This window comes from Methylobacterium endophyticum (genome assembly GCF_050591105.1).
Lineage (GTDB): Bacteria > Pseudomonadota > Alphaproteobacteria > Rhizobiales > Beijerinckiaceae > Methylobacterium.
Map to the genome: position 1 here is coordinate 1 of NZ_JBNHES010000001.1, position 25,465 is coordinate 25,465.

A 25,465-nucleotide genomic window follows, 5' to 3' on the forward strand; every position below is an offset into this window, starting at 1 on the left:
GCCGGCGGCGGCCGCCAGTTCGGCACCGCCAACACCGACGACTTCCAGACCGGCTACGCCGTCGGCGGCGGCGTCGAGTACGCGCTGCCCACCGACTCGTTCCTGAACTTCTTCAAGTCCTCGGCGGTGACCTTCAAGGTCGAGGGTCTCTACGTGAACCTCGACCGCAACCGCGGCGCCGGCCAGTTCGCCGTCAACCCGGCGGGTGCCGCCGTGGCGCTCGGCCAGCCCGGCGTGGTGCTTGTCTCCGGCCCCGCCGCCACCCGCCGCAACGAGACCGAGTTCGCCGTCGTGCGCGCCGGCATCAACTACAAGTTCGGCTCCTACTGAGACCGGACCGAGGGCGGCCGGGCATCCCGGCCGCCTCCAATCCCGACAGCAGGAAGGCCCGGCCCGAACACGGCCGGGCCTTTTTGCATTCGTGCGCGGGTCTCTCCTCACCCTTGCGGGGCGGAGCCGGAGATGGGGGTCGGCGCCGGACGAGGCTCAGCGGTGCCTCCTGGACCACCCCCACCCTCGATCCCTCCCCGCAAGGGGGAGGGAAGAGCGGGCCACGCGCATTGTGACGCCGATTTCATCTTCCCGCCCCTGACAATGGCCGTGGTTGCTCCCCATGTCGTGAGCTGACGCCGCCGGACGGGCACCCGATGCCGCGGTCGGCCTTCAGGAGGGAGCTCCATGAACAGCGAAGAACGCGACGTCATCGCCGGCATCTTCCAGCGCCTCGAGCAGGCCGCCGGCCAACCCCGCGACATGGACGCCGAGCGCTTCATCGCCGAGCGGCTGCGCGCCCAGCCCTACGCGCCCTACGCGATGGCCCAGCTCATCTACGTGCAGGAGGAGGCGATCAAGAGCCTCAACCAGCAGCTCGAACAGGCGCGCCAGGCCGCCCAGGCCGCTCAGTCCCAGCCGCAGGGCGGCGGCGGCTTCCTGTCGAGCATCTTCGGCGGCGGCTCGCGCCAGGAGGCTCCCCCGCCCCCGCAGCGGCCGCAGGGCCAGCCCTGGGGCAACCAGCCGGGCTACGGCAACCCGCAGCAGGGCTTCGGCCCGCAGGGCGGCTATCAGGGTGGTCCGCAGGGCGGCTACGGCGGTCCGCCCCCGCAGCAGGGCGGCCCCTGGGGCGGCCAGCAGCAGGCGCCCGCGCGCGGCGGCGGCTTCCTGGCGACCGCGCTGCCCATGGCGGCGGGCGCGGCGGGCGGCATGCTGCTCGGCAGCGCCCTCTCGAACGCCTTCGCCGGCGGCCACTCGCATCTCGGCAGCGCGGCGGCGGCGGGGCTCGGCGGCGGCGGCGAGACCATCGTCGAGAACAACTATTTCGGCTCCGGCTCCGGCAACGACCAGGATCTCGGCTCGGCCCTCGGCGGGGCGCAGGACGCGTCCTATGACGGCGGCGACGACTTCGACGGCGATGTCGGCGGCGGCGGGGACGACGACTGGGTCTGATCGGTCCTCCGATCGAATCGAGCGGCCGCGACCGGGCGATCCCGGTCGCGGTCGTTGTGCGTTGAAGTCAGAGCACCTCGACGCGGGCACCCACGGGGACGCGGTCGTAGAGGTCGATCACGTCCTCGTTCATCATGCGGATGCAGCCCGACGAGACCGACTGCCCGATGGTGTGCGGCTCGTTGGTGCCGTGGATGCGGTAGAGCGACGAGCCGAGATAGAGCGCCCGCGCGCCGAGCGGATTGGCGGGCCCGCCCTCCATGTGGCGCGGCAGGTCGGGACGGCGCGCCAGCATCTCGGCGGGGGGCGTCCAGCCGGGCCATTCGCGCTTGGCGCTGACCGTCTTCAGCCCCGACCAGGCGAAGCCCGGCCGCCCGACGCCGATGCCGTAGCGCAGCGCCCTGCCCCCCGGCTGGACGAGGTAGAGGAACTTCGCCGAGGTATCGACGACCACCGTGCCGGGCCTCTGGCTCCCGGTGAACGCCACCTCCTGCCGCAGGTATTGCGGATCCGGCGCGCGCGCGATTGCCTCCTGGGCCGGCCCCGGCGCGGGGTAGGAGGGAGGCAGCGCCGCCTGCTGCACGCGCGGCCGGTAGGGCTGCGCCTCCGGCATCGGATCGCCGTTATAGGGATTGGGGCTGCCGGGGCCGCCATAGCCGTAGGCGGCCTCGTGGCCCGGCAGGGTGCCGTCGCCCCGGCCGATCGGGTCGGCGCGGTAGGGCTGCGGCCGGGGCCCGGCCGTGCTGCCCGTGACCAGGTACTCGATCAGGCCGCCGCCATACTGGCCGCCCGCCTGCGCCGGTCCGCTCCAGGCGGCGGCCGCCAGCGCCGCCACGCACCATGCCCGCATGCCCGCCGTCCGCATCCCGCTCTCCCGCGCCCTGCCGCCCCGGATCGGGCGTGCCTCGGACGATCCGGCGGCGGCGGCGAGTTTCGCGTGAAGGAACGTGGTGAATCGTTCACCCGACCGGCGCGGCGGCGGATGCGTCTGCCGGCAGCGTGAATCGGCGGTAAACGCCGGTGACGGCCCGCCGCGTTCAAGAACTGGCAACCACTTTCGATCAATCTGCGGTGGACGAGGCTCCATTCCGCGACCGGACCGATGATCACCAAGCGCTATCGCATCGAAGACAGCTTCGGTCTGCCGCCCGCCGCCGCTGTCCAGACGGCTCCCGCCGCCGAGAGCGCCGCCGGCAGCGTCCGCCTCGACGAGATCCTCTCCGCGATCAACGACCTCAAGCGCCTCACCCAGGCGAGTGCCGGCGAGACCATCGAGATGTGCCGGCGCGAGCTCAGCGAAGCCTTCGCCATGCGCGGCGAGCTCGACAAGATGAAGGAGGCCATCACCCGCACGAAGGAGGAGCTGGCCGCCCTCCACCGCTCGGAGAACCACGGCAAGGGCATGCGCCGCGCCGCCGACGAGCTCGACGCCGTGGTGGAATCCACCGAGCGCGCCACCTCGAACCTGCTCACCGCCATCGAGGACATCGAGTCCCAGGCGAACATGCTGCGCGCCCAGCGCCTCAGCCGTGCCGGCCAGGAGAACGTCGACGCCATCCTCGAGCGGGTCGTGGCCGCCTACGAGGCGTGCAACTTCCAGGACCTCACCGGCCAGCGCATCAGCAAGATCGTCGGCGTGATGAAGTTCGTCGAGGACCATCTCGACCGTGTCATCGATGCCTGGGGCGGCCTCGAGGGCTTCCGCGATCTCGTCGGCATTCCCTCCGGCCCGAGCATCGACGACGAGAGCTCGCTGCTCAACGGGCCCAAGCTCGACGACGACATCGGCCATGTCGACCAGACGGATATCGATTCGCTGTTCGACTGAACTCCTGCCGGGGCCAGGGTCCGGCGGACGCCCGCCGACCCGCATTCGCGGGGGCGCTTCGAGGTTCTCGCACGATCCGCGCCCTTCCCTCCAAAAACCCCGGCGCCTACATCTCGCGGGATGAGCGGCAGAGCGCAGACGGACCGTCCCCCCGAGACGTTCGACGACGTCGAGGACGAGCACGAGGACGCCCTCGTCGACGAGACGGCCGAGGATATCGACTTCGATTTCGAGCCCGGCGCGGTCAGCGCCGGCACCGAGGTCATCAAGCGATTCTGGTCGACCCTGCCGGCCTCCCCCGGCGTCTACCGCATGTTCGACGCGCGCGGCGACGTTCTCTATGTCGGCAAGGCCAAGAGCCTGAAGGCCCGCGTCGGCTCCTATGCCCGCGGGCAGGCGCATTCGAACCGCATCGCGCGGATGATCTCGCAGACGGCGGCGATGGAGTTCGTCACCACCGCCACCGAGACCGAGGCGCTGCTGCTGGAGGCCAACCTCATCAAGCAGTTGAAGCCGCGCTTCAACGTGCTGATGCGGGACGACAAGTCCTTCCCCTATATCCTCGTCACCGATGACGGCCCGGCCCCGCAGATCGTCAAGCATCGCGGCGCGCGGCGGCGAAAGGGCAGCTATTACGGGCCCTTCGCCAGCGTCTGGGCGGTGAACCGCACGGTGAACGCGCTCCAGCGCGCCTTCCTGCTGCGCACCTGCTCGGACAGCTACTACGAGAACCGCACCCGGCCCTGCCTGCTCTACCAGATCAAGCGCTGCTCCGGCCCCTGCACGGGCGAGATCGCGCTCGAGGACTACGCGGGCCTCGCCAGGGCCGCCAACGACTTCCTGGCCGGCAAGTCCAACGCCGTGAAGGACCGGATGCGGGCCGAGATGGAGGCGGCCTCCGCCGAGATGGAGTTCGAGCGCGCGGCACGCTTCCGCGACCGCATCGCGGCGCTGTCCGCCATCCAGGGGACGCAAGGGGTGAACACGCAAGGCGTCGAGGAGGCGGACGTCTTCGCGCTGGACGAGCAGGCCGGGCAGTTCTGCGTCGAGGTGTTCTTCTTCCGCAACTTCCAGAACTGGGGCAACCGCGCCTATTTCCCCAAGGCCGACAAGAGTATGTCGCCGGACGAGGTGCTCGGCTCCTTCATCGGGCAGTTCTACGACGACAAGCCGGCGCCGCGCGTGGTGCTGACCTCGCACGAGATCGAGGAGTCGGAGCTCGTCGCCGCCGCCCTGTCGAGCCGGGTCGAGCACCGGGTCGAGATCCACCGCCCGCAGCGGGGCGAGCGCAGGAACCTCGTCGAGTACGCGCAGCGCAACGCCAAGGAGGCCCTCGGGCGGCGGCTCGCGGACACCGCCTCCCAGGGCAAGCTGCTGGCCGCGCTCGGGCAGGCCTTCGGGCTGGCGACGCCGCCGCGCCGGATCGAGGTCTACGACAACTCACACATCTCGGGCACCAACGCCGTCGGCGGCATGATCGTCGCCGGCCCGCCGGGCTTCATGAAGACGCATTACCGCACCTTCAACATCAAGTCCGAGGAGCTGACGCCCGGCGACGATTACGGGATGATGCGGGAGGTCCTGCAACGCCGCTTCAAGCGGCTCGTGAAGGAGGCCCCGCGCACTGTCGCCGAGGCGGCGACGGCGGCCGCCGAGGGCGGTCCGGCCGAACCCGTGCCGCCGCCGCCCGAGGGCGACCCGGAGGCGTTCCCGGCCTGGCCCGACCTCGTGCTGATCGACGGCGGCAAGGGCCAGCTCGACGCGGCTCGCGCTGCCCTCGATTCCATCGGCGTCGCCGATGTGGTGCTGGTGGGCATCGCCAAGGGGCGCGACCGGGACGCGGGGCGCGAGACCTTCTTCGTGCCGGGCAGGCCCCCCTTCAAGCTGCCGCCGCGCGATCCGACGCTCTATTTCGTGCAGCGCCTGCGCGACGAGGCCCACCGCTTCGCCATCGGCACCCACCGGGCCAAGCGCAAGCGCGAGCTGGTGAAGAACCCGCTCGACGAGATCGCCGGCATCGGCCCCTCGCGCAAGCGCGCGCTGCTCCTGCATTTCGGGACGGTGAAGGCGATCCAGCGGGCGGCCTACGAGGACCTCGCCAAGACGCCGGGGGTGAACGTCGCCACCGCGCGGGCGGTCTACGACTTCTTCCACAGCGGCGCGTGAAGCCGGGACGTGGCCGAAGGGACGCCGCCGACAATGCTGTTGCATATATCATAAACTGATATTCTACATGTGGGATGGCTTGCGGATCAGGAGACGGCGATGGCATCGAGCTACACGCTGGGCGAGCATTACGAACGGTTTATCAAAGAGTTGGTGACGAGTGGCAGGTATGCCTCCGCCAGTGAGGTGATGCGTGACAGCCTGCGACTGATGGAGGAGCGTGAGCAGGCTCGCGCCGCCAAGCTGGAAGCTCTGCGCAACGACATCCGCGATGGATTGGCGAGCGGCGACCCCGAGGAGCACGACATGGCCTCGGTCAAGCTCGAGGCGCGCGCCCGGCGCGGCCCTCGGAAACAAGCCGCTTCGCATGGGTAGGATCACACGTCGTCCTCTTGCCGGCCAGGATCTCGTCGACGTCTGGACCTCCATCGCCGCCGAGGACGAGAGCGCTGCCGATGCCGTTCTCGATCGGATCGAAGGCGCGCTCGTCATGCTGGCGGATCGGCCGCAAGCCGGGCGCGCAAGACCGGAACTGATGAACGATTTGAGGAGCTTCCCTGTCGGTCGCTCCGTCCTGTTCTATCTTCCGCGGGCTGGTGGGATCGAGCTGGTTCGCGTCCTCAGCCACTATCGCGACATTGGCGCGGACACGTTCGAAATTTGAGTTCCGCCCCACGATCGCGCCCGCCTGGACCGGCTGGTCCTCCACAGATCACGTCGCCTAACCTGAAGCACCGGTTGACGGTCCATCCGCCCCATGATTTCTCCGCCCCGATGAACGCCGTCCTCCCCCGACGCCGGTCGCCGGCCTGGACGCTCGCCAATTGCCTGACCTACGGGCGCCTCGTGGCGGTGCCGGTGCTCGTCGCGCTGCTGTTCTGGCCGAACGAGGTTCCGGCGCGGTGCGCGGCGTTCGGCGTCTTCGCGCTGGCGGGCGTGACCGACTATCTCGACGGCTACGTCGCGCGCGCCTACGGGCAGAGCTCGGCGCTCGGGCGCATGCTCGACCCCATCGCCGACAAGCTCCTCGTCTCCGCCTGCCTGCTGATGCTGACCGCCGCCGGCACCATCCACGACTGGACCCTGTGGGCGGCCGTCGTGATCCTGTGCCGGGAGGTGCTGGTCTCGGGCTTGCGCGAATATCTCGCCGAGCTGAAGGTCAGCCTGCCGGTGAGCCGGGTGGCCAAGTGGAAGACCACCGTGCAGCTGCTGGCCATCGGCTTCCTCGTCGCTGGGCCGGCGGGCGAGGTGATCCTGCCGGGCACCGTGAGGATCGGCACCGCGCTCCTGTGGCTCGCCGCCGCCCTCACGCTCTATACCGGCTGGGACTACATGAGGGCGGGGGTGCGCCACGCCATCGACGACCCGCGCTGAGCGGGGCCGGGAAAGCCAAGCCGATGAAGCTCGTGTATTTCGCCTGGGTCCGCGAGCGCGTCGGGCGCCCGGAGGAGACGGTCTCGCCGCCGGCCTCCGTCGCGACGGTGGCGGACCTGATCGCCTGGCTGAAGGGCCGGGGCGAGGAATACGCCCACGCCTTCGAGAACGACGGGATCGTGCGTGTCGCCGTCGACCGCGTCCACGCCAAGCCGGACGCTTCCGTCGCGGGGGCCTCCGAGGTCGCCTTCTTCCCGCCGATGACGGGCGGCTGAGGCCGGTTTCCCTCGGTCAGCCGTCCGCTCCGCTCTCGATCACCCACGCGACGGTCTCGGAGCTGTGGGGCTTGCGCCCCATGACGTCGGCGACGAGACGCGCGCCCGGCGCCTGCGCCGCATGGATGTCGTCCCAGCCGATTCCCGAGAGCGGGATCTTGATGCGCCAGCCCCAGGGGGCCGCATGCGTGCCGGCGCGCTTCCAGCTCAGATAGACGAAGCGTTTTGCGGGCGGGCCATGGGCGCAGGCGCCCCGGAACACGGGAGGCCCGCTTTCCTCGCTGCCATCGACGCTCAGCGTGAGGTCGAGATGGGCGATCGCTCCCGGCTCCGAGCTGCCCGGCTCGACCTCGCCCTTGGTGTCCTGGACGCCGAAACGCAGGCGCTCGCCGAGCGGTGTGCCCGGCTCGGTGCCGTCATGAATCAGCCGGAGCCGAATCTGTCGCGTGGTCTTGTCGCGTGCCGCCATGGCCGTGCGTAGCACCGCACGACATCCGCCGCGATCCGTTCCTTACCCCTTCAGCGCCTCAGCGAAGGCCTTCGCGTTGGCCCGCATCATCTCGATATAGGTCGGCGCCGATCCCGTGGGGCCCGAGAGCGCGTCCGAGTGGATGCGCCCGCCGATCCTCGCCCCGCTCTCGCGGGAGACCTGCTCCATCAGGCGCGGATCGGTGATGGTCTCGACGAAGACCGCCGGGATGCGCTCGCGCTTGATCTGGCGGATCAGCGCGGCCACCTCGCGGGGGCTCGCCTCGCTCTCCGTGGAGACGCCCTGCGCGGCGACGAAGGTGAGGCCGTAGGCCTCCGCGAAATAGCCGAAGGCGTCGTGCGTGGTGATGATCCGGCGCCGCTCGGGCGGGATCGTGGCGAGCGTGGCGCGCAGCTCGGCGTCGAGGGCGCCGAGCCGGGCGAGATACGCGTCCGCGTTGCGGGCGTAGTCGGCCGCATGGCCGGGATCGGCCTTGGCCAATCCGTCGCGGATGTTGCCGACATAGGTTTTGGCATTGGCGACGCTCTGCCAGGCATGCGGATCCGTATCGTGGCCGTGGTCATGACCGTGGCCCGCGTCCTCGGAACGGGGGCGCACCCCCGTCGAGGCCACGACCACCGGGGCCTTCGTGCCGGAGGCCCGCACCAGCCGGTCGAGCCAGCCCTCGAAGCCGAGGCCGTTGACGACCACCACATCCGCCTGCGCCAGCCGCTTTCCGTCGCCCGGCGACGGCGCGTAGCCATGGGCGTCGGCCTCCGGCCCGACGAGGCTCGTCACCGCGACGCGCTCCCCGCCGACCTCCCGCGCGAGATCGGCGAGGATCGAGAAGCTCGCGACCACGCGCAGGGGGCCGCCCTCCCCGGCCCACGCCGCCGGGCAGAGCGCGAGCCATATCGCGATGGCCGCCATCCGCACGAACCCGTCCCGCCCCGATGCCCGCATCTGTCGCCGATCCCGCCCGCCGATCCGGTCGCCGGGATAATGTAACATTATCACATCGCCAAGCCCGGCGGGGCCGCTTCCTCCGAACATGGACGATCCGTCATGCGGCCGACAACGCGCCGCCATGCGGGCTTGGCCATTCTCTGCCTGTCATCGCGCGGCCCCTCGGCCGATCCGCCGACAGGAGAGTGTCATGGGAAAACGTCTCATCGCCGGGCTCGCCGCCGCCGGTCTCGGGGGGCTCGTCCTCGCCGGCGCCGCCGTCTCGAAGGACGATCCGTTCGGCGCCCGCCACGGGCGTTGGAGCGCCCTCTCGCCGGAGGACCGCGCCGCCTTCGCCGATGCCCGCATCGCCGCGCTGCATGCCGGGCTGAAGCTCAACGCCGACCAGGAGAAGCTCTGGCCGCCCGTGGAGACGGCGATGCGCGACATGTCGCGCCTGCGCCGCGAGCAGCGCGAGGCCATGCGCGAACGCGGCCGGATGGTCGACGACGCGCCCGGCGTCATGCGCGCCATGGCGGACGCGATGACCGCGCGCGGCGACGCCCTGCGCAAGCTCGCCGACGCCTCGACGCCCCTCTACGCCACCCTCGACCCCGACCAGAAGCGCCGCGCGGCGATCCTCGCCCGCCCCATGCGCCCGCATGGCGGCTTCCACGGCTGGCGCGGCCGGCACGAGGAGGACGGCGGCCGCTGACGGGAGCGGTCCGCGAGGGAGCGATGCGGCGGCCGATGCCGGAATTCGCGACGCGCGGATTCCACATTTGCGGCCGCATGCTCTAACACCCGCGGGCCCTCGCCCCCGAGGTTTTCGTCGCGCGGGGCGCGAACCCTGACGCAACGGACTCCCGCCCATGGCGCGCCGCCCGCTCCTGAGGGGCGACACACTCCCCCTCATCGGCCGCCTCTGGCGGGACTGGCTCTCGCCCCATCGCGGCACGCTGGCCGTGGTGATGCTGCTGATCGCCGTGGTCGGGGCCGCGACGGGGTTCTATCCGGCCCTCATCAAGGGCGCCTTCGACGCCTTCGACCACAAGGATGCGGCAGCCCTCGCCTACGGCCCGCTGATCGTGGTCGCCGTCACCTCGATCCGGGGCTTCGCCCTCTACGGGCAGACGGTGCTGACGAACCGCGTCGTCACCCGCGTCGAGGCGGACATGCAGGCCGCTCTCTACGGCCACCTGATCGACGCGGACCTCGCCCAGCTCGGCCGCGAGAGCCCGGCCGCCTTCACCCAGCGCTTCACCACGGATTTCGCCTTCATCAAGGAGGCGCTCACCCGCATCTCGACGGTGCTCCTGCGCGATCTCGCCATGCTGGTGGGCCTCGTCGCGGCGCTGATCTGGATGGACCCGGTCCTCACCCTCGTCTCCGCCGTGATCGTGCCCTTCGTCGCTGGCCCGATCGGGCGGATCGGCAAGAAGCTGCGCCGGGTCTCGACCACCACGCAGGAGCAGATGGGGGCCACCGCGAGCCTCATCGCCGAGAGCCTGCAGGGCGTGCGCGTCGCCAAGACCTACGCCATGGAGGGCTATCTCAAGGGCCGCGCCGCCGACGCCCTCGACGAGGTGCGCCGTCTCAAGATGAAGGCCGCCAACGCGCGCGGCCGGCTCGATCCGCTGCTCGAAGTGGGCGGCGGCCTGGCGGTGGCCGGCGTGCTGGTGCTCGTCGGGCAGCGGGTGATGTCGGGAGAGCGCTCGGTGGGTGATTTCACCGGCTACGTCGCGGCGCTGCTGCTCGCCGCCCAGCCCGCCCGCGCGCTCGGCACCCTCAACGCCATCCTCCAGGAGGCGGCCGCCGCGCTGCGGCGCTATTTCGACCTGATGGACGAGGCGCCGACCATCCGCGAGGCGGCGGATGCCACGGCGCTGGAGATCGGCCGGGGCGAGGTCCGCTTCGAGGGCGTGCGCTTCCGCTACCGCGAGGACGCGCCGGCCTTGGAGGGCATCGACCTCGTGGTGCCGGCGGGCGCCGCGACGGCGCTGGTCGGCCGCTCGGGCTCGGGCAAGTCCTCGCTGCTGAACCTCGTGCCGCGCCTCTACGACGTCACCGCCGGCCGCGTCCTCATCGACGGGCAGGACGTGCGCGCGGTGACGACCGCCTCGCTGCGCCGGGCGGTCTCCGTGGTCTCGCAGGAGGTGGTGCTCTTCGACGACACGGTGGAGGCCAATATCCGCTTCGGCCGTCCCGGCGCCTCGCGCGCCGAGGTGGAGGCGGCGGCGGAAGCGGCCGCCGCGCATGGCTTCGTCAGCCGCCTGCCGGAGGGCTACGAGTTCCGCGTCGGGCCCGGCGGCGGCCGGCTGTCGGGGGGCGAGCGCCAGCGCATCTCCCTCGCCCGCGCCTTCCTCAAGGACGCGCCGATCCTGCTGCTGGACGAGGCGACGAGCGCCCTCGATTCCGAATCCGAGCGCCTCGTCCAGGCGGCGCTGGTGCGGCTGATGAAGGGGCGCACGACCCTCGTCATCGCCCACCGCCTCTCCACCGTGCGCGATGCCGGGCTGATCGTGGTGCTCGATGCCGGCCGCGTGGTCGAGACGGGCAGCCATGCGGGCCTGATCGCGGCCGGCGGCGCCTATGCCCGGCTCCACAAGCTGCAACTCGCCGACGACGGGGCCGAGACCGTCCGGTGATCGTGGCGCTTGTCTATGCCGCCGCGGCGCTGGCAGAGATCGCCGGCTGCTTCGCGGTCTGGGCGGTGCTGCGGCTCGGCCGGTCGGCCTTCTGGCTGGCGCCCGGAGCGCTCTGCCTCGGGCTGTTCGCCTACCTGCTCACCAGGGTCGAGTCCGACGCCGCCGGGCGCGCCTTTGCTGCCTATGGCGGGGTCTACATCGCCGCCTCGCTGCTCTGGCTGTGGGGCGTCGAGGGGCAGCGCCCGGACCGCTGGGACGTCGCTGGCGCGGGGCTCTGCCTCGCCGGCGCGTCGCTGATCTTGCTCGCCCCGAGGGCCTGAGCGCCGCTCAGAAGCCTCCTTCTTCAGAAGTTCTGCGACTCGGTCTCCACCAGGATCTCGCGCTTGCCCGCATGGTTGGCGGGGCCGACGATCCCTTCGGTCTCCATGCGCTCCATGATGGAGGCGGCGCGGTTGTAGCCGATCTGGAGCCGGCGCTGGATGTAGCTCGTCGACGCCTTCTTGTCGCGCAGCACCACCTGAACCGCCTGCTCGTAGAGGTCGCCGCCTTCCGAGCCGAAGGAGCCCTGGTCGAACACGGCGCCGTCCATCTCCAGTTCGTCCGACGCGCCGCCCCTTGCGGGCTTCTCGGCCTCGGCGCCGTCATCCTCTGTGACGGCGTCGAGATAGGCGGGGCGGCCCTGGCGCTTGAGATGCGCCACCACGCTCTCGACCTCCGAGTCCGAGCAGAACGGCCCGTGCACGCGCGTCGTGCGCCCGCCGCCCGCCATGAACAGCATGTCGCCCTGGCCGAGGAGCTGCTCGGCGCCCATCTCGCCGAGGATCGTGCGGCTGTCGATCTTCGACGTCACCTGGAAGCTGATCCGGGTCGGGAAGTTCGCCTTGATGGTGCCGGTGATGACGTCCACCGAAGGCCGCTGCGTCGCCATGATCAGGTGGATGCCGGCCGCTCGCGCCATCTGGGCGAGACGCTGGATCGCCCCCTCGATGTCCTTGCCCGCCACCATCATCAGGTCGGCCATCTCGTCGACCACGATGACGATGTAGGGCAGCGGGTTGAGGTCCATCTCCTCGTTCTCGTAGACCGCCTCGCCCGTGGTGCGGTCGAAGCCGGTCTGGACGGTGCGGGTGAGGACCTCGCCGCGCGCCCGCGCCTCGGCGAGCCGGGCGTTGAAGCCGTCGATGTTCCTCACACCGAGCTTGGACATCTTCTTGTAGCGCTCCTCCATCTCGCGCACGGCCCATTTGAGGGCGATGACCGCCTTCTTGGGGTCGGTGACGACGGGGGAGAGCAGGTGCGGGATGCCGTCGTAGATCGACAGCTCCAGCATCTTGGGGTCGACCATGATGAGGCGGCACTCCTCCGGCTTGAGCCGGTAGAGCAAGCTCAGGATCATGGTGTTGATGGCCACCGACTTGCCCGAGCCGGTGGTGCCGGCGACCAGCAGGTGCGGCATCCGCGCCAGGTCCGCGATGATCGGCTCGCCGCCGATATTCTTGCCGAGGCACAGGGCGAGCTTGTGGGTGGTCTCGCCGAAATCCTTGGAGGCCAGCAGCTCGCGCAAGAAGACCGTTTCGCGCTTGGCGTTCGGTAGTTCGATGCCGATGGCGTTGCGGCCGGGCACCACGGCGACGCGGGCGGAGACGGCGGACATGGAGCGGGCGATGTCGTCGGCGAGGGCGATGACGCGGCTCGACTTGGTGCCGGGGGCGGGCTCCAGCTCGTAGAGCGTCACCACCGGGCCGGGGCGCACCGCGAGGATGTCGCCGCGCACGCCGAAATCGCCGAGCGTCGCCTCCAGCATGGTGGCGTTCTGCTCGAGCGCGTCGGCGGAGACGAGGCTCGCCTGCGAGGGGCCGCGCGGCTCGGCCAGCAGCGCCAGGGACGGGTGCTGGTAGTCCTCCGGGTGGGTGTCCATTCGCCGCGCCGGTTCCGGCCGGCGCGCGGGGATGGGCGCGGCGGCGGCGGGGGCGACCCGCGAGCGCGCGGGGGGGGACGCTTCCTGGAGGGCCGCCTCGGGAGCGTCCTCGTCATCGAGATCGTCGTGCAGCACAGGGTCGGCCCGGCGCCGGACCGGCGCGGGCGCCTGCCCGTCGAAGACCGGCTCGCGGCGCTCGGAACGGGCGGCGGGAGACCCGGCCGGCGGCAGATGCGCCTCCCAGGGCAGGCCCTCGCCCTCGAAGGCGCGCCGCGCCGCGACGGCCGGCGAGGCGCCGGCATAGGAGAGGCCGTCATCGGCCTGGCCCCTGCCCCGCCAGGTGTCGAGCCTGTCGGCCAGGGATGCGCGCGCGCGCATCAGGCCCTGGGCCAGGGTGCCCAGCGACACGATGCCGAGGCTCGGTTCGTCGCGGTCGTGATGGTGGCCGCCGTCGCGCTCGGGCATCCACCGGGCCGGCTCGCGGCCGCCGAGATAGGGCCCCTCGTCGGCGTCCTCCTCATGCGCCGCGCCGACCCGGCAGGCCCCGGTGAGGCTCAGGATCGCGATGCCCGCGTAGACGAAGCCGACCAGCGCCGCCGCCGGCCCGGAGATGGCGCCCACGATGGTGCGGGCCGTCGACATCAGCGCGTCGCCGGCGACGCCTCCGAGCCCGGTGGGCAGCGGCCAGCGGGCGGTGGGCGGCAGCGCGCTCGCCACCGCGCTCGCGGCGCAGAAGCCGATGATCCACAAAGCGAGCCGCATGCCGCCGTTCGGCAGATCGCGGTCGCGCATCAGCCGGATGCCCCACAGGGCCGGCGGCAGCGCGAAGGCGAGGGAGCCCAGGCCGAGCATCTGCATGGCGAGGTCGGCGACCACCGCGCCGGGCATGCCGAGCACGTTGTGGGCGGCGTGGTCGGTGGCGTGGTTGAGGCTCGGATCGTCGATGGACCAGGTCGCCAGCGCCACGGTGAGCCCGACGGCGCCCATGAACAGGACGAGCCCTCCGAGCTCCGTCAGCCGCCGCGCCATGAACGGGCGCAGGGTGTCGACGACGGTGTCGTAGGGCGATGCGGAGCGGCGAAGCGAGCGCATGCGGGACCGGCTGCCAGTGGAGCCGCGGACGAGGCGGCGCGTGAAAGACTCGTGCAGGTTGAAGGCTAGCGCCGACCCGTTAACGCGCGTTTAATCTTAAGCAATTGATAGGATTGAAGGAGGGATCGGGAACGGCGGTCCTTCGGGGTTCGCCGTTCCGCCTTCCTTTTTCCTCCATGGCGGCCTTGGAAAGCGGACCGGCAAAGCCGCCCGCGCAGCGAAAGAAAACCGCCTCACGGTTGCCTTTACGGAAGCCGCCAGAGATTTTCACCGGCGCCGCTGAAACCCGCGCTTTGGTAGAGAGTGGCACACAGATCGTTCTTCTCGGTCGGGGTGTAGACCGCTGTGATCTCGCCAGCGCCGTTCCGCTTCATCTGTTGGGTAACGTGCTGAAGCGCGCGGGTCTCGACGTCCAGGCCGATGACGCGGCAGCTCATGACGAACTGCTGGATCTTCGAACCGGCATAGATCGCCACGCCGACCAATCCGTATTCGGTGTACTTGTCCTTGACTTCAAAGGCGCAGAACACCGTTCCAGTTTCAAACGCCGCCTTGGCACTCTCGATAGTCCAGCGCTCACCGTTCGTATTGAACTGATTGGTCTTGTTGATGAGTTCGAACGCTCGCGCAAAGCGCGGATGGTCGATCGAGGCGATGTCGATGAAGTCGATCTGGACGTTGAGGGACGCGATGAACTCCGCTCTCGGCATCAGCTTGCGAGCCCCCTCGCGGTCCACCTGCGCCCGGATCATTTCAGTCCGCTTGGCCGACTCACTGCTGATCGAGGGTACCTGCGTTTCGGAAGACCAGAGAAGAATCCGCCGGATCGAGTACAGATCGGACCCGAGGGTGCGGATACCCGGCAGCGATTCTTCTACGATCGCACGCTCGACGGGGTTATCATCAATGAAGACAACGCTGCCTGAAAGCACGTTAACATCAGAAATGATTTCCAAAATATTCTCATGCTTCGGTTTCCAATTTATGCGCACGATAGCGAAATCTTCGAGTGTAATAACGCCGCCCCAAATTTGATTCCATAGCGAGCGAACTCGATTTTCATCGTTCTTGCTCGCGATACCGAGAACGATGCCGCGTCGCTTCAGGGTAAGAAGAGCTTCGGCGAAGCCGAACGGCCAGCCTTCAGTCGCTTCGTGCGTGATTACTCCGCTTTCCGCTATCACCCCGCGCCAAAGCGTATCGTCCAGATCAATGATTACCAGTTTAACTGCGTCGGCTTGTCTAATTACACGGTAAGATGATTGAATTTCGGCAAATACAGCGCGGAGAAATTCTTGAACAAGAAGCGTGTATTGCGAGCTGACGGGGGCCGGCGGGTGTAGCCGATTCTGATCGAGCGTAAAATCATTGTCCCCGAGCGCGGCGCCGTGGTTTGTCTGCCATAATAAATCGTCTTGAACATATTTCCTGCCATATGTTGCAGAAATGCTGTAAAAATCAAGTATGTATGAATTTTTGTATTCGGATACTGCGCTCGCGAGGGTCTCATTTAGTTTCATAACAAAGTAAGCAGAGTTTCGAAGGTCGTGCCAGGGCATTAGGCGCCCAAGCGAATTCTGCTGTGGCTGTAGAAAGTTGATGACCAGCGTTGGCATTCCCGAAGCGATATTCCACCGCATAGCGGCATCCAAGAGTTGCAAGAGTCGTTGCTCTGATTCTGTGAATAATCGCGAATATCCCTCTATATCGTCGTACCGGAGTCGAATGCTTTGATCGGGCCATACGCTTCGGAGCGGAATTTGCACGATAGATAGATCATAGAATGACGTCGGTCGTGGCGGCGCATCGGGAAGATTGGCGATGTTATTGAATAGAACGTAGTCTCCGTCGATGTCATGGGACCACTTGTAAAAAGGAAGCAACCCTGCGGCAAGGCAAGAGCCCACAAACAATATTTTCAATGGATTGTTGGATGTCACAGAAAGGTCGGTCGGCGTCCGAAATAAATCGGCATCGTTGCGCGCATCAAAGGGCATGGACAAGCTCGACAATGAAAATTGGCCGAGAGATGCCACATCTTAAGCTTCGGAGAAAGCCGTGGCGGGCAGGCTCGAAGCCCATCAGCGTTTTGCTGCAGCTCGGGTTGCGAAACGTCCCAGGAACGGGGCGGGGAACGCCTGAGAACAACGTTTATAAAAATCAATTGCTTAGGAAAGATTTTGTTTAACCGGCGTTTAAGGTTGAGGAAGCCTGAGCGCGCCGCGATTCTCCATGGTTTCAATGGCTTGGCGCGGATGCGCCGATCCGCGTTCCGGCTTTGCTGGTGCAATCCGCGCGCCGATGTGGCAAAGCCCGGCCCATGAGGATCGACGGCACGCCCTATCGCACCATCTGGCCCGACGCGGACGGCATCAGCGTCCGGGTCATCGATCAGACCCGCCTGCCCTTCGCCTTCGAGATCGTGCGGATCGCCACCGTCGCGGAGGCCGCCCGCGCCATCAAGACGATGATCGTGCGCGGCGCCCCGCTGATCGGCGTCACCGCCGCCTACGGGCTGGCGCTCGCCATGCGCGAGGACGCCTCCAACGACGGGCTCGACCGCGCCGTGGCGGTGCTCGCCGCGACGCGCCCGACCGCGATCAACCTGCGCTGGGCCCTCGACCGCGTGGCGGGTAATCTGCGCGAGACGCCGAGCCACGAGCGCTTCGCCCGCGCCTTCTCCGAGGCCGGGCGCATCGCCGAGGAGGACGTGGCGAGCTGCCACGCCATCGGCCATCACGGGGCGCGCCTCCTCGCCGATCTCGCCAAAGAAAAGGGCCGGCCGATCACCGTGCTGACCCATTGCAACGCCGGCTGGCTCGCCACCGTCGACTGGGGCACGGCGCTGGCGCCGATCTACGTGGCGCACGAGATGGGCGTGAAGCTGCATGTCTTCGTGGACGAGACCCGGCCCCGCAACCAGGGCGCGGCGCTCACCGCCTTCGAGCTGAACGGCCACGGCGTGCCCCACACCGTCATCGCCGACAATGCCGGCGGGCACCTGATGCAGCATGGCGGCATCGACGTCTGCATCGTCGGCTCGGACCGCACCACGGCCAACGGCGATGTCTGCAACAAGATCGGCACCTACCTGAAGGCGCTGGCCGCGAGCGACAACCGGGTTCCGTTCTACGCGGCGCTGCCCTTCTCGACCATCGACTGGACCCTCGACGACGGCGTCGCCCAGATCCCCATCGAGGAGCGGGACGCGCGCGAGGTGACGCATCTGACCGGGCGGCTGCCCGACGGGGGCTTCGCCACGGTGGAGGTGGTCTCCCCCGGCAGTCCGGTGGCCAACCCCGCCTTCGACGTGACGCCGGCAAGGCTCGTCACCGGCATCATCACCGAGCGCGGCGTGGCCGAACCGAGCACCGAGGGCCTGCTGGCGCTGTATCCCGAGCGGCGGAAAGCGGCCTAAGGCCGCGTCTTCTTCTCGGCCAACATCCTGAGGGCGTCGATCTGGGCGACGCTCAGAATGCGCTTCGGGATGAATTGGAACATCAGTTCCGAGCGGTAGAGCAGGATCGTGTGCGCGTCCTCGCGCCAGCGCAGGTAGTGCGACCAGGGCGTGCGGCTGTCTCCCGTCGCCGCCCTGCTCGACAGGGCCTCGGCATCGGCGGAGATGGCGATATCGCCTTGAAGGTCCTGCTGCTGGGCGTAGATCCGGCGCGCGACGCGGGGCACGTACCAGCGGATCAGGCCGACCTGAAAGGCGATGCCGCCGAGGATGCTCCCCGCCACGATGAACACGATCGCCGCCGGCTCGCCGGAGATCGTGACCATCAGGAATCCGGCGATGCACAGGACCGCCACCGCACCCGCTATGAGGTTCTGCCGGCTCTTCGCCTGGGCCGCCGCGTGGACGCGGTACGCGCGGACGACGTCGTCGGATGTCAGCCTGACGATCACGGAGATCGGCAGTGGCGCCTCGCCGGTGCTCACGGCTCCCACTGCCAGAACACCGTCCCGGTGAATTCGAACACCGTCACGCCGTTCTGGTTGACGCCGGTGTTCTTGTGGAAGGCCAGGCCCCAGCCCGGCCGCGAGGACGAAGCGCGCTTGTCCGTGAGCTCGGTGGAATAGCGGATGGTGTCGCCGGCGTAGACCGGGGCGAGCCAGCGCATGTCCTTGAAGCCCGGAGACGGCCCGAGCATCGGCACCGGCCCGCGCGTCGCCGTGTAGGCCGCATCGCGGGCGCGGGTGGCGAGCAGGCGCTGCATCCAGATCGCGGCCGTGTGCCAGCCCGAGGCGCACAGGCCCCCAAAATGCGTGTGCCTGGCCGCCTCGGGGTCGAGATGGAACACCTGCGGATCGTAGGCGCGGGCGAAGGCCATGATGGCGTCGGGCGTGAAGCGGTGGGTGCCGAGGTCGCGGGAGACGCCGATGGGCGTCTCGCCGAGGAAGGTCAGGATCTCGGCGTCCTCGGGCTCCGGCGCCTCGGCCACGGGGGGCGCCGGCTCGACCGCGCGCGGCGGCAGGGGCGTCGCGCCGCGCCGGGGGAAGATCACCGTGAAGGCCTGGCTCATCACCGGCTCGTCGCGCTGGTTGAGCACCTGCATGGCGAAGCGCACGAAGCCCCGGTCGGGCCGCGAGGCGGCGGTCCGGCAGTCCTCGACCGCCACTTTCAGGTGCAGCGCGTCGCCCGGTAGCACGGGCTGGATCCAGCGCAGCTCCGTGACGCCCGGCGAGCCCATGGAGGAGCCGCCTGCGAATACCGATTCCTGCAACAGCCGCATGCCGAGGGCGGCGGTATGCCAGCCCGACGCGATCAGCGTGCCGACGAAGCTGTGCTTGGAGGCCTCCGCGTCGGTGTGGAAGGGCTGCGCGTCGAACTCGCGCGCGAAGGCGACGATCTCCTCGGCGGTGACGGTGCGCGCGCCGCTTCCGATCACCTGTCCCTTGGAGAAGTCCTCGAAGGCGATGCCGGTCATGGGTGCCTCATGTGAAATCCGGTCGCGGGCCTCGCAACGAGGATGCCCGTTCGGCCCGGTCGCCGCGCGGAGGGCGCCGCCCAGCCCCCGTCCGCGTCGGTCGTCCGGGCGGATGCCTCAGTTCGCGAAGCGGAAATGCAGCACGTCGCCGTCCTGCACGAGGTATTCCTTGCCCTCCAGCCGCAGCTTGCCGGCGTCGCGCGCGCCGGCCTCACCCTTGAGCGTCGTGTAATCCGAGAAGGCGATGGTCTCGGCCCGGATGAAGCCCTTCTCGAAATCCGAGTGGATCACCCCGGCGGCGGCCGGCGCGCGGGTGCCTCGGGCGATCGTCCAGGCGCGGGCCTCCTTCGGGCCCACGGTGAAGTAGGTGATGAGCCCGAGCAGGTCGTAGCCCGCCCGGATGACGCGGTTGAGGCCGGGCTCGGCCAGCCCCACCGCCTCCAGGAACTCGGTCTGGTCGGCGGCCGGCATCACCGCGATCTCGCTCTCGATCTTGGCCGAGACCACCACGGCCACGGCGCCTTCCGCCTTGGCGCGGGCCATCACCGCGTCGGAATGGGCGTTGCCCTTGTCGGCGTCGCCCTCGTCGACGTTGCATACGTAGAGCACGGGCTTGGCCGTCATCAGGCCGAGGCTCTGGAAGAGGCGCTCCTCCTCCGCCTTGCGCTCGACCAGGCGGGCGGGCTTGCCGTCGCGCAGGAAGGGCAGCGCGCGGTTCACGAGGTCGAGGGTCTCCTTGGCCTCCTTGTCGGAGCCCTTGGCCTTCTTCTCCAGGGCGACGACGCGCTTCTCCAGGCTGTCGAGATCGGCGAGCATCAGCTCGGTCTCGATGGTCTCGATATCGGCGGCGGGATCGACCTTGCCCTCGACATGGGTGACGTCGCCGTCCTCGAAGCAGCGCACCACATGGGCGATGGCGTCGACCTCGCGGATGTTGGCGAGGAACTGGTTGCCGAGCCCCTCACCCTTCGAGGCGCCGCGCACCAGCCCGGCGATGTCCACGAAGGTCAGCCGCGTCGGGATGATCTCCTTGGAGCCCGCGATCCGGGCGAGGTCGTCGAGACGCGGATCCGGCACCGCCACCTCGCCCACGTTCGGCTCGATGGTGCAGAACGGGTAGTTCGCGGCCTGGGCCGCCGCCGTCTGCGTCAGCGCGTTGAAGAGGGTCGACTTGCCGACGTTCGGCAGGCCGACGATGCCGCATTTGAAGCCCATGATGGTGTCCGTCAGGTGAGGGCCAGCGCGGTACGACCGTGCGGCGTGAAGGGATTGATGATCTGGAGGGCGTCCACCGTCTGACCGTCCTTCATGTCCTCCGACACGAAGAACCGGCATCCGGCCTGGAGCGCCGATGCGAGGGCGAGGCTGTCCCACCAGGAGAGCCGATGGCGGCGCTCGATGGCGATGGCGGCGGCGTGGGTCTGTCCGTCGAGAGGCGCCGTGCAGGAGGGCAGGAAAGCCGCCAGATAGCGCTCCGCCTCGGAGCTCGGGGACATCCTGCGTTTGTGCACGAGCACCCAATAGCATTCGTTGAGGATCTGCGGGCTGAGCACGAGCCGGCGTTGCGACACGCCGCGCGAGATCAGCTCAGCGCTCATCGCCCGCTTCGCCGGATCCCTCGGATCGATCGCGTAGATCAGCAGGTTCGTGTCGCAGAAGAGCCGGTCGGTCATGGATCTCGTCGCGTTTCGGCAGATCGTCGGCCACACCGGGCCAGCCCGGACCCGTCAGGAACTCTTCGAGGGTCGCGAGCTGCTCCGCCACGCCGGGGGTCTTGCGGTCCGCGAGCGCGGCACTGACGAACCGGGACATGCTCTGTCCGCGTTTGGCGGCCTCGACACGGGTCCATGCGAACAGATCGTCGTCGAGCGTGATGGTGAGGTTCTTCATCGCCGACCTCCATAGCCACCGATATCGTGTCCTCGTGTTTTCGTGTCAATCGCGGGCCGGGGCGCGCCCCACCGGCTTGACCTCGTCCCAGCCGCGCCCGGCCATGGCGAGGTGGACCTTGTTCTGGAAGCTGGCGTCTTCTCCGGCCGCCAGCACGGCGACGTGGTCGGCCACGGCCCGGCAAAGATCCTCCACCCAGGGCTGCTCCGACTTGGCGAAGTCGTTGAGCACGTAGGCATGCACCAGCGCCTTGTCGCCGGGATGGCCGATGCCGAGGCGGGCCCGGCGATAGTCGTTGCCGCATTGGGCGGTGATCGAGCGCAGGCCGTTATGGCCGGCGTTGCCGCCCCCGAGCTTCACCCGGAGCTTGCCCGGCGCGAGGTCGAGCTCGTCGTGGAAGACGATCACGTCGGCGAGCGCGATCTTGTAGAAGCGCTGCGCCTCCGACACGGAGCGGCCTGATTCGTTCATGAAGGTCTGCGGCTTGAGCAGGATCGCCCGCTCGGTCCCGAGCACGACCTCGGCTGCCTCGCCCTGGAAGCGCCGGCGGAACGGGCTCGCCCGGTGCACGCGCGCGATCTCGTCGATGGCGAGGAAGCCGATATTGTGCCGGTTGCCGGCATAGCGCGCGCCCGGATTGCCCAGGCCGACGAGGAGCCGCATGGCCGTGTCTCCTGTCCCGCAGAAACGCGAACGCCCCGGCGCGCGCGCCGGGGCATCCGTCTCCGATCGCGGCCCGTCGCGGTCGCGGCGGGCCAGGTGATCCTACTTGCCGTCTTCCTTGTCGTCGGACTCGGCCTCGCCCTGGGCGGCGGCGCGCTCCTCGGCGGCCTTCTCGTCGGCGGATTCGGCCGCCTGCGCCTCGGCGACGGCGGCTTCCTCGGCCTCCACCTCGGCGCCGAGCACCGTCGGCGGCACGATGTTGGCGACGGGGTCCGTCGGCTCGCCGGTATAGGTGCCGGCCGGGATCTTGATCTCGGAGACGTGGATCACGTCGCCGATCTCGCGGCCGGTGAGGTCGACCTCGATGGCCTCGGGGATCTGGTCCGGGGCGACGTCGAGGGAGAGGGTGTGCGCCACGATGTTGAGCGTGCCGCCCTTCTGCTTGATGCCGGGCGCGGCCTCCTCGTTGAGGAAGTGCACGGGCACGTCGACGGTCACGGTCTGGCCGGCGACGACGCGCAGGAAGTCGACATGCAGTGGCACGCCGGTCACCGGGTCGAGCTGGAAGTCGCGCGGGATCACGCGGGTCTTCTTGCCGCCGGCGGTGATCTCGAACACGGTGGTCTTGAAGCCGCCGGCATAGATCAGGGTGCGGGTGCGGATGAGGTCGACGGCGACGGCCTGCGGGGGCTGCCCGCCTCCGTAGACGACGGCGGGAACCTGGCCCTGGCGACGAACGGCCCGGGCGGCCCCCTTGCCGACCCGGTCGCGTGCCACGGCATCAAGCGGCTTGACGGCGCTCATGGCGTGATCCTTCATTCGATTGAGTGGTTCGAGGAACGACAAAGGCCGCCCGAAACGGACGGCCCCGAAACCGATCCCCACGCGCCCGTGCCTCCAAGGGTGTCTGGCGGACGCGAACCGCGCCTATACAGAGGTTGGCGGCGGGAGGCAACGGGCTTCGGTCGGTCTCTCAGTTTCGAAGCTAGTCCGCTTGAGCAAGCCGTTATGGGACCACAGAGATGGTCTGGTGAGCGTGAAAAGATCAGAAATTATGGAACCGCGACGCTAAGGCTGAGTCTAAGCTTTGAAGGTTGTGAGTAAAACTCATGCCTCGGTCCCCGAATATTTATTTAGGTCCAGCCTGATCCAGGTGGACGTCCAGACAGTCTAGCCTTCGCCATCATTGGTTGACTAGCTGTGGGGAAGTCAGGATTTCCGTTGCAGATAATTTTGTGCTTTACGTAGCCATGGTCGTAGCCAGAGTAGTAACGCAGTCGCGAAGTAGCGTTTCGCCGGTGCAGAGCTAATACCTACAGCGGTTCCCATGCCACTGATCCCAACCCCAAGGAACCAGCGCGCATGTTCAGGATAAATGAACATGGCAAAGAAGGAAATGACCGTCAGAGCGATGCTCGGCCATGCAATGCAGGCGGCCACGATCTCTCGTACTGATGGTTTATCGTTCTGCCTCATAACCAACCTTATCGTCTATCGGCTATTGTAGAAATAAATATCTTTGCCAGTCTGCCTGAACGCCGACTCGATCGCGGCTTGAGCGATCGACGAAAGCATTGCGCAACCGCGTGAGACGATGGCCACCGTTATCGGATACCACAGGAAGAATTTCGCAACCCTACACGCGGCTCAGTTCCGTTTCGTACCGGAGCACACCGCAGATGACACGACCGATTCTTTGGGCGCTCGGCATCATGGCGAGCGCCGTCGTCTCGACCCATCAACTGACGGACAAGCTGAAGCTGCTGTCCCCGGCCGCGCCGGGACGCGCGCAGGCGGCCGAGCCCTCCCCGTTGAGCCCGCTCGTCGACGCGGCCCTCTCCCGTCCCGATGCGCGCGAGCCGCATCTTCTCACCCTGGCGGCCGACCCGCGCGGGCATTTCTCGACCTATGCCGTCATCGACGGGGTCAGCGTGAAGGTGCTGGTCGATACCGGCGCGACCTCCGTCGCCCTGCCCCGCTCGGTGGCGCAGCGCGCCGGCCTGCGCTTCACCGATCGCGACTTCCGCCGCCCCGCCTCCACCGCCAACGGCGTGGTGATGACGGCCCCCGTGCGCATCTCGGAGCTGCGCCTCGATTCCATCGTCGTGAGGAACGTCGAGGCGGTGGTCTTCCCCGACGCGGCGCTTGGCGCGACGCTGCTCGGCATGTCGTTCCTGGGCAGGCTCGACAAGGTGGAGATGGCGCGCGGACGTCTCACCCTGCGCGGTTGAAAGGCCCTCTGTGCCTTCCCCTTTGAGGGGCGGTCCGCTAAGTCCGGGCAGCCTCTCAAAAGACGGTCGAGCCGAAGGGTAAGCGATGTTCCCCAAACCCGTTGCCGCGCTGAGCCCCAACACCTTCGCCTTCGAGCAACTGCCTTTGGTGAAGCCGACCGGCTTTCGCGAGTACGACGCGCGCTGGCTCTTCCCCAAGGAGATCAACCTGATGGGGGTTCAGGCGCTGGGCCTCGGCATCGGCACGCTGGTGCACGAGATGGGCGTGCGCCCCGACATCGTCACCGGCCACGATTTCCGCGCCTATTCCTCCTCGATCAAGCTCGCCCTCATCGCCGGGATGCAGGCGGCGGGACTGCGGGTGAAGGATGTCGGGCTGGCGCTCTCGCCCATGGCCTATTTCGGCCAGTTCGCCCTCGATTGCCCGTGCGTGGCCATGGTCACGGCCTCCCATAACGACAATGGCTGGACCGGCGTGAAGATGGGCGCCAACCGCCCGATGACCTTCGGGCCCGACGAGATGGGCCGCCTCAAGGAAATCGTCCTCGGCGGCACCTTCCAGTACCGCGACGGCGGTGCCTACGAGTTCGTGGAAGGGTTCGCCGAGACCTACCTCGCCGACCTCAAGAGCCGCGCCAAGCCGATCTCGCGCAAGCTCAAGGTGGTCGCCGCCTGCGGCAACGGCACGGCCGGCGCCTTCGCGCCGAAGCTCCTCGAGGCGCTCGGCGTCGAGGTGATCCCGCTCGACGTCGAGCCGGACTACACCTTCCCGCGCTACAACCCGAACCCCGAGGACATGGAGATGCTCCATGCCATCGCGCATGCCGTGAAGGAGCACGGCGCCGATGTCGGGCTCGGCTTCGACGGCGACGGCGACCGTTGCGGCGTGGTCGACAACGAGGGCGAGGAGATCTTCGCCGACAAGATCGGCGTGATGCTGGCGCGCGACCTCGGCAAGCTGCATCCCGGCGCGACCTTCGTCGTCGACGTGAAGTCGACCGGCCTCTACAACACCGATCCCGAGCTCCAGGCGGTCGCCGTCAAGACCGACTACTGGAAGACCGGCCACTCCTACATCAAGCGCCGCGTCAACGAGCTCGGCGCCCTGGCGGGCTTCGAGAAGTCCGGGCATTTCTTCTTCAACGAGCCCATCGGGCGCGGCTACGACGACGGGCTGATGACCGCCATCGCGGTGATCGAGATGCTCGACCGCAACCCGACCAAGTCGATGGCCGACCTCTACCGGGCACTGCCGAAGACCTGGGGCTCGCCGACCATGTCGCCCCATTGCGACGACGAGCTGAAATACGGCGTCGTCGAGAAGGTCACGGCCCGCTTCAAGGCCATGAAGGAGGCCGGTGAGACCATCGCGGGCGCCAGGATCACCGATCTCGTCACGGTCAACGGCGTGCGCGTGACGACGGAGGACGGCACCTGGGGGCTGGTGCGCGCCTCCTCCAACAAGCCGGAGCTGGTGGTGGTGATCGAGAGCCCGGTCTCCGAGGCCCGGCTGCACGCGATGTTCAAGGCCGTCGACGGCGTGCTGCGCGAGAACGACGGGATCGGCGCCTACAACCAGACGATCTGAGGGC

26 protein-coding genes and 1 pseudogene are annotated in these 25,465 nt (G+C 68.6%); 14 read left to right on the forward strand and 13 right to left on the reverse strand.

Translation table 11 applies throughout. From position 1 onward, the window contains the following. Positions 1-330: pseudogene (locus ACP56T_RS00005) on the forward strand (porin family protein); the annotation flags it as partial. A gap of 348 nt (positions 331-678) precedes the next feature. Further along, positions 679-1,443 carry a DUF2076 domain-containing protein gene (locus tag ACP56T_RS00010; protein WP_430910079.1) on the forward strand — a complete coding sequence of 255 codons (765 nt, stop codon included), beginning with the start codon at positions 679-681 and terminating at the stop codon, positions 1,441-1,443. 67 nt (positions 1,444-1,510) lie between these two features. Here the strand turns inward: ACP56T_RS00010 and ACP56T_RS00015 are convergent, their stop codons facing one another. Continuing rightward, positions 1,511-2,308: a L,D-transpeptidase gene (locus ACP56T_RS00015; protein ID WP_430910080.1), complete on the reverse strand. Its 798-nt coding sequence runs from the start codon at positions 2,306-2,308 to the stop codon at positions 1,511-1,513. 237 nt (positions 2,309-2,545) lie between these two features. Here ACP56T_RS00015 and ACP56T_RS00020 point away from each other — a divergent pair, with 237 nt between their 5' ends. The 6 genes from ACP56T_RS00020 (at position 2,546) to moaD (ending at position 7,086) form a co-directional block, all read left to right on the forward strand. Then, the gene (locus tag ACP56T_RS00020; protein WP_430910081.1) at positions 2,546-3,271 is read left to right on the forward strand and encodes a chemotaxis protein; all 726 of its coding nucleotides are present in this window, start codon (positions 2,546-2,548) and stop codon (positions 3,269-3,271) included. A 120-nt stretch (positions 3,272-3,391) separates the two neighbouring features. Next, the gene (gene uvrC / locus ACP56T_RS00025) at positions 3,392-5,437 is read left to right on the forward strand and encodes an excinuclease ABC subunit UvrC (RefSeq protein WP_430910082.1); all 2,046 of its coding nucleotides are present in this window, start codon (positions 3,392-3,394) and stop codon (positions 5,435-5,437) included. A 99-nt stretch (positions 5,438-5,536) separates the two neighbouring features. Further along, positions 5,537-5,812, forward strand: a complete 276-nt coding sequence (locus ACP56T_RS00030; RefSeq protein ID WP_430910083.1) for a type II toxin-antitoxin system ParD family antitoxin — start codon at positions 5,537-5,539, stop codon at positions 5,810-5,812. Further along, positions 5,805-6,101, forward strand: a complete 297-nt coding sequence (locus ACP56T_RS00035; protein WP_430910084.1) for a type II toxin-antitoxin system RelE/ParE family toxin — start codon at positions 5,805-5,807, stop codon at positions 6,099-6,101. The genes ACP56T_RS00030 and ACP56T_RS00035 overlap by 8 nt, the downstream gene beginning before the upstream one ends. Positions 6,102-6,211: 110 nt before the next feature. Then, positions 6,212-6,811: a CDP-diacylglycerol--glycerol-3-phosphate 3-phosphatidyltransferase gene (gene pgsA / locus ACP56T_RS00040; protein WP_430910085.1), complete on the forward strand. Its 600-nt coding sequence runs from the start codon at positions 6,212-6,214 to the stop codon at positions 6,809-6,811. A 23-nt stretch (positions 6,812-6,834) separates the two neighbouring features. Beyond that, positions 6,835-7,086, forward strand: a complete 252-nt coding sequence (moaD, locus tag ACP56T_RS00045; RefSeq protein WP_430910086.1) for a molybdopterin converting factor subunit 1 — start codon at positions 6,835-6,837, stop codon at positions 7,084-7,086. Positions 7,087-7,102: 16 nt separating this feature from the next. Here moaD and ACP56T_RS00050 read toward each other — a convergent pair whose 3' ends face one another. Further along, positions 7,103-7,570 carry a DUF5990 family protein gene (locus ACP56T_RS00050; RefSeq protein WP_430910087.1) on the reverse strand — a complete coding sequence of 156 codons (468 nt, stop codon included), beginning with the start codon at positions 7,568-7,570 and terminating at the stop codon, positions 7,103-7,105. 27 nt (positions 7,571-7,597) lie between these two features. After that, complete coding sequence (locus ACP56T_RS00055; RefSeq protein ID WP_430910088.1) at positions 7,598-8,518, reverse strand: metal ABC transporter substrate-binding protein; 921 nt, start codon at positions 8,516-8,518, stop codon at positions 7,598-7,600. Between the two features lie 193 nt (positions 8,519-8,711). On the opposite strand from ACP56T_RS00055, the gene ACP56T_RS00060 reads away from it, so the two are divergent. From ACP56T_RS00060 to ACP56T_RS00070, 3 genes are all read left to right on the forward strand, one after another. Further along, positions 8,712-9,215 carry a Spy/CpxP family protein refolding chaperone gene (locus ACP56T_RS00060; protein ID WP_430910089.1) on the forward strand — a complete coding sequence of 168 codons (504 nt, stop codon included), beginning with the start codon at positions 8,712-8,714 and terminating at the stop codon, positions 9,213-9,215. A gap of 157 nt (positions 9,216-9,372) precedes the next feature. After that, the gene (locus tag ACP56T_RS00065; RefSeq protein WP_430910090.1) at positions 9,373-11,148 is read left to right on the forward strand and encodes an ABC transporter ATP-binding protein; all 1,776 of its coding nucleotides are present in this window, start codon (positions 9,373-9,375) and stop codon (positions 11,146-11,148) included. Beyond that, on the forward strand, positions 11,145-11,468 hold the full coding sequence (locus tag ACP56T_RS00070) for a YnfA family protein (protein WP_430910091.1): 324 nt from the start codon (positions 11,145-11,147) through the stop codon (positions 11,466-11,468). The genes ACP56T_RS00065 and ACP56T_RS00070 overlap by 4 nt, the downstream gene beginning before the upstream one ends. A gap of 23 nt (positions 11,469-11,491) precedes the next feature. Here ACP56T_RS00070 and ACP56T_RS00075 read toward each other — a convergent pair whose 3' ends face one another. Both ACP56T_RS00075 and ACP56T_RS00080 read right to left on the reverse strand, forming a co-directional pair. Further along, on the reverse strand, positions 11,492-14,158 hold the full coding sequence (locus ACP56T_RS00075; RefSeq protein WP_430910092.1) for a DNA translocase FtsK: 2,667 nt from the start codon (positions 14,156-14,158) through the stop codon (positions 11,492-11,494). A gap of 245 nt (positions 14,159-14,403) precedes the next feature. After that, complete coding sequence (locus ACP56T_RS00080) at positions 14,404-16,194, reverse strand: HAD-IIIC family phosphatase (protein WP_430910093.1); 1,791 nt, start codon at positions 16,192-16,194, stop codon at positions 14,404-14,406. Between the two features lie 284 nt (positions 16,195-16,478). Between ACP56T_RS00080 and mtnA the strand changes: the two genes are divergently transcribed. Beyond that, positions 16,479-17,576: an S-methyl-5-thioribose-1-phosphate isomerase gene (mtnA, locus tag ACP56T_RS00085; RefSeq protein WP_430910094.1), complete on the forward strand. Its 1,098-nt coding sequence runs from the start codon at positions 16,479-16,481 to the stop codon at positions 17,574-17,576. Here the strand turns inward: mtnA and ACP56T_RS00090 are convergent. The 8 genes from ACP56T_RS00090 to ACP56T_RS00125 form a co-directional block, all read right to left on the reverse strand. Further along, a complete protein-coding gene (locus ACP56T_RS00090; protein ID WP_430910095.1) occupies positions 17,573-18,100 on the reverse strand; it encodes a YcxB family protein in 528 nt (175 codons plus the stop codon). The two genes, mtnA and ACP56T_RS00090, sit on opposite strands and share 4 nt — an antisense overlap. Next, positions 18,097-19,089 (reverse strand): MaoC family dehydratase, encoded by a 993-nt coding sequence (locus ACP56T_RS00095; RefSeq protein ID WP_430910096.1) that lies wholly within the window; start codon positions 19,087-19,089, stop codon positions 18,097-18,099. The genes ACP56T_RS00090 and ACP56T_RS00095 overlap by 4 nt, the downstream gene beginning before the upstream one ends. A 117-nt stretch (positions 19,090-19,206) precedes the next feature. Beyond that, entirely contained in the window at positions 19,207-20,304 is a 1,098-nt protein-coding gene (gene ychF, locus ACP56T_RS00100) for a redox-regulated ATPase YchF (RefSeq protein WP_430910097.1), read from the reverse strand. Positions 20,305-20,315: 11 nt separating this feature from the next. Further along, positions 20,316-20,762, reverse strand: coding sequence for a PIN domain-containing protein (locus ACP56T_RS00105; protein ID WP_430910098.1), 447 nt, complete (start codon positions 20,760-20,762; stop codon positions 20,316-20,318). Next, complete coding sequence (locus ACP56T_RS00110; RefSeq protein ID WP_430910099.1) at positions 20,677-20,979, reverse strand: hypothetical protein; 303 nt, start codon at positions 20,977-20,979, stop codon at positions 20,677-20,679. Before ACP56T_RS00110 ends, ACP56T_RS00105 begins: the two co-directional genes overlap by 86 nt. A gap of 45 nt (positions 20,980-21,024) precedes the next feature. Then, positions 21,025-21,642 carry an aminoacyl-tRNA hydrolase gene (pth, locus tag ACP56T_RS00115; protein WP_430910100.1) on the reverse strand — a complete coding sequence of 206 codons (618 nt, stop codon included), beginning with the start codon at positions 21,640-21,642 and terminating at the stop codon, positions 21,025-21,027. Between the two features lie 102 nt (positions 21,643-21,744). After that, complete coding sequence (locus ACP56T_RS00120) at positions 21,745-22,446, reverse strand: 50S ribosomal protein L25/general stress protein Ctc (protein WP_430910101.1); 702 nt, start codon at positions 22,444-22,446, stop codon at positions 21,745-21,747. Positions 22,447-22,851: 405 nt separating this feature from the next. Beyond that, on the reverse strand, positions 22,852-23,118 hold the full coding sequence (locus ACP56T_RS00125) for a hypothetical protein (RefSeq protein ID WP_430910102.1): 267 nt from the start codon (positions 23,116-23,118) through the stop codon (positions 22,852-22,854). A gap of 203 nt (positions 23,119-23,321) precedes the next feature. On the opposite strand from ACP56T_RS00125, the gene ACP56T_RS00130 reads away from it, so the two are divergent. Further along, positions 23,322-23,873, forward strand: coding sequence for a retropepsin-like aspartic protease family protein (locus ACP56T_RS00130; RefSeq protein ID WP_430910103.1), 552 nt, complete (start codon positions 23,322-23,324; stop codon positions 23,871-23,873). Between the two features lie 85 nt (positions 23,874-23,958). Further along, positions 23,959-25,461: a phosphomannomutase/phosphoglucomutase gene (locus ACP56T_RS00135; protein ID WP_430910104.1), complete on the forward strand. Its 1,503-nt coding sequence runs from the start codon at positions 23,959-23,961 to the stop codon at positions 25,459-25,461. Positions 25,462-25,465 lie beyond the last annotated feature (4 nt).

What these genes read in the sequence shown, in the direction of transcription:
- ACP56T_RS00010 (WP_430910079.1), top strand. Translation starts at nt 679, where the DNA reads ATGAACAGCGAAGAACGCGACGTCATCGCCGGCATCTTCCAGCGCCTC.
- ACP56T_RS00015 (WP_430910080.1), bottom strand. Translation starts at nt 2,308, where the DNA reads ATGCGGACGGCGGGCATGCGGGCATGGTGCGTGGCGGCGCTGGCGGCC.
- ACP56T_RS00020 (WP_430910081.1), top strand. Translation starts at nt 2,546, where the DNA reads ATGATCACCAAGCGCTATCGCATCGAAGACAGCTTCGGTCTGCCGCCC.
- uvrC (WP_430910082.1), top strand. Translation starts at nt 3,392, where the DNA reads ATGAGCGGCAGAGCGCAGACGGACCGTCCCCCCGAGACGTTCGACGAC.
- ACP56T_RS00030 (WP_430910083.1), top strand. Translation starts at nt 5,537, where the DNA reads ATGGCATCGAGCTACACGCTGGGCGAGCATTACGAACGGTTTATCAAA.
- ACP56T_RS00035 (WP_430910084.1), top strand. Translation starts at nt 5,805, where the DNA reads ATGGGTAGGATCACACGTCGTCCTCTTGCCGGCCAGGATCTCGTCGAC.
- pgsA (WP_430910085.1), top strand. Translation starts at nt 6,212, where the DNA reads ATGAACGCCGTCCTCCCCCGACGCCGGTCGCCGGCCTGGACGCTCGCC.
- moaD (WP_430910086.1), top strand. Translation starts at nt 6,835, where the DNA reads ATGAAGCTCGTGTATTTCGCCTGGGTCCGCGAGCGCGTCGGGCGCCCG.
- ACP56T_RS00055 (WP_430910088.1), bottom strand. Translation starts at nt 8,518, where the DNA reads ATGCGGGCATCGGGGCGGGACGGGTTCGTGCGGATGGCGGCCATCGCG.
- ACP56T_RS00060 (WP_430910089.1), top strand. Translation starts at nt 8,712, where the DNA reads ATGGGAAAACGTCTCATCGCCGGGCTCGCCGCCGCCGGTCTCGGGGGG.
- ACP56T_RS00065 (WP_430910090.1), top strand. Translation starts at nt 9,373, where the DNA reads ATGGCGCGCCGCCCGCTCCTGAGGGGCGACACACTCCCCCTCATCGGC.
- ACP56T_RS00075 (WP_430910092.1), bottom strand. Translation starts at nt 14,158, where the DNA reads ATGCGCTCGCTTCGCCGCTCCGCATCGCCCTACGACACCGTCGTCGAC.
- mtnA (WP_430910094.1), top strand. Translation starts at nt 16,479, where the DNA reads ATGAGGATCGACGGCACGCCCTATCGCACCATCTGGCCCGACGCGGAC.
- ACP56T_RS00095 (WP_430910096.1), bottom strand. Translation starts at nt 19,089, where the DNA reads ATGACCGGCATCGCCTTCGAGGACTTCTCCAAGGGACAGGTGATCGGA.
- ychF (WP_430910097.1), bottom strand. Translation starts at nt 20,304, where the DNA reads ATGGGCTTCAAATGCGGCATCGTCGGCCTGCCGAACGTCGGCAAGTCG.
- ACP56T_RS00105 (WP_430910098.1), bottom strand. Translation starts at nt 20,762, where the DNA reads ATGACCGACCGGCTCTTCTGCGACACGAACCTGCTGATCTACGCGATC.
- ACP56T_RS00110 (WP_430910099.1), bottom strand. Translation starts at nt 20,979, where the DNA reads ATGAAGAACCTCACCATCACGCTCGACGACGATCTGTTCGCATGGACC.
- pth (WP_430910100.1), bottom strand. Translation starts at nt 21,642, where the DNA reads ATGCGGCTCCTCGTCGGCCTGGGCAATCCGGGCGCGCGCTATGCCGGC.
- ACP56T_RS00120 (WP_430910101.1), bottom strand. Translation starts at nt 22,446, where the DNA reads ATGAGCGCCGTCAAGCCGCTTGATGCCGTGGCACGCGACCGGGTCGGC.
- ACP56T_RS00125 (WP_430910102.1), bottom strand. Translation starts at nt 23,118, where the DNA reads ATGAGGCAGAACGATAAACCATCAGTACGAGAGATCGTGGCCGCCTGC.
- ACP56T_RS00130 (WP_430910103.1), top strand. Translation starts at nt 23,322, where the DNA reads ATGACACGACCGATTCTTTGGGCGCTCGGCATCATGGCGAGCGCCGTC.
- ACP56T_RS00135 (WP_430910104.1), top strand. Translation starts at nt 23,959, where the DNA reads ATGTTCCCCAAACCCGTTGCCGCGCTGAGCCCCAACACCTTCGCCTTC.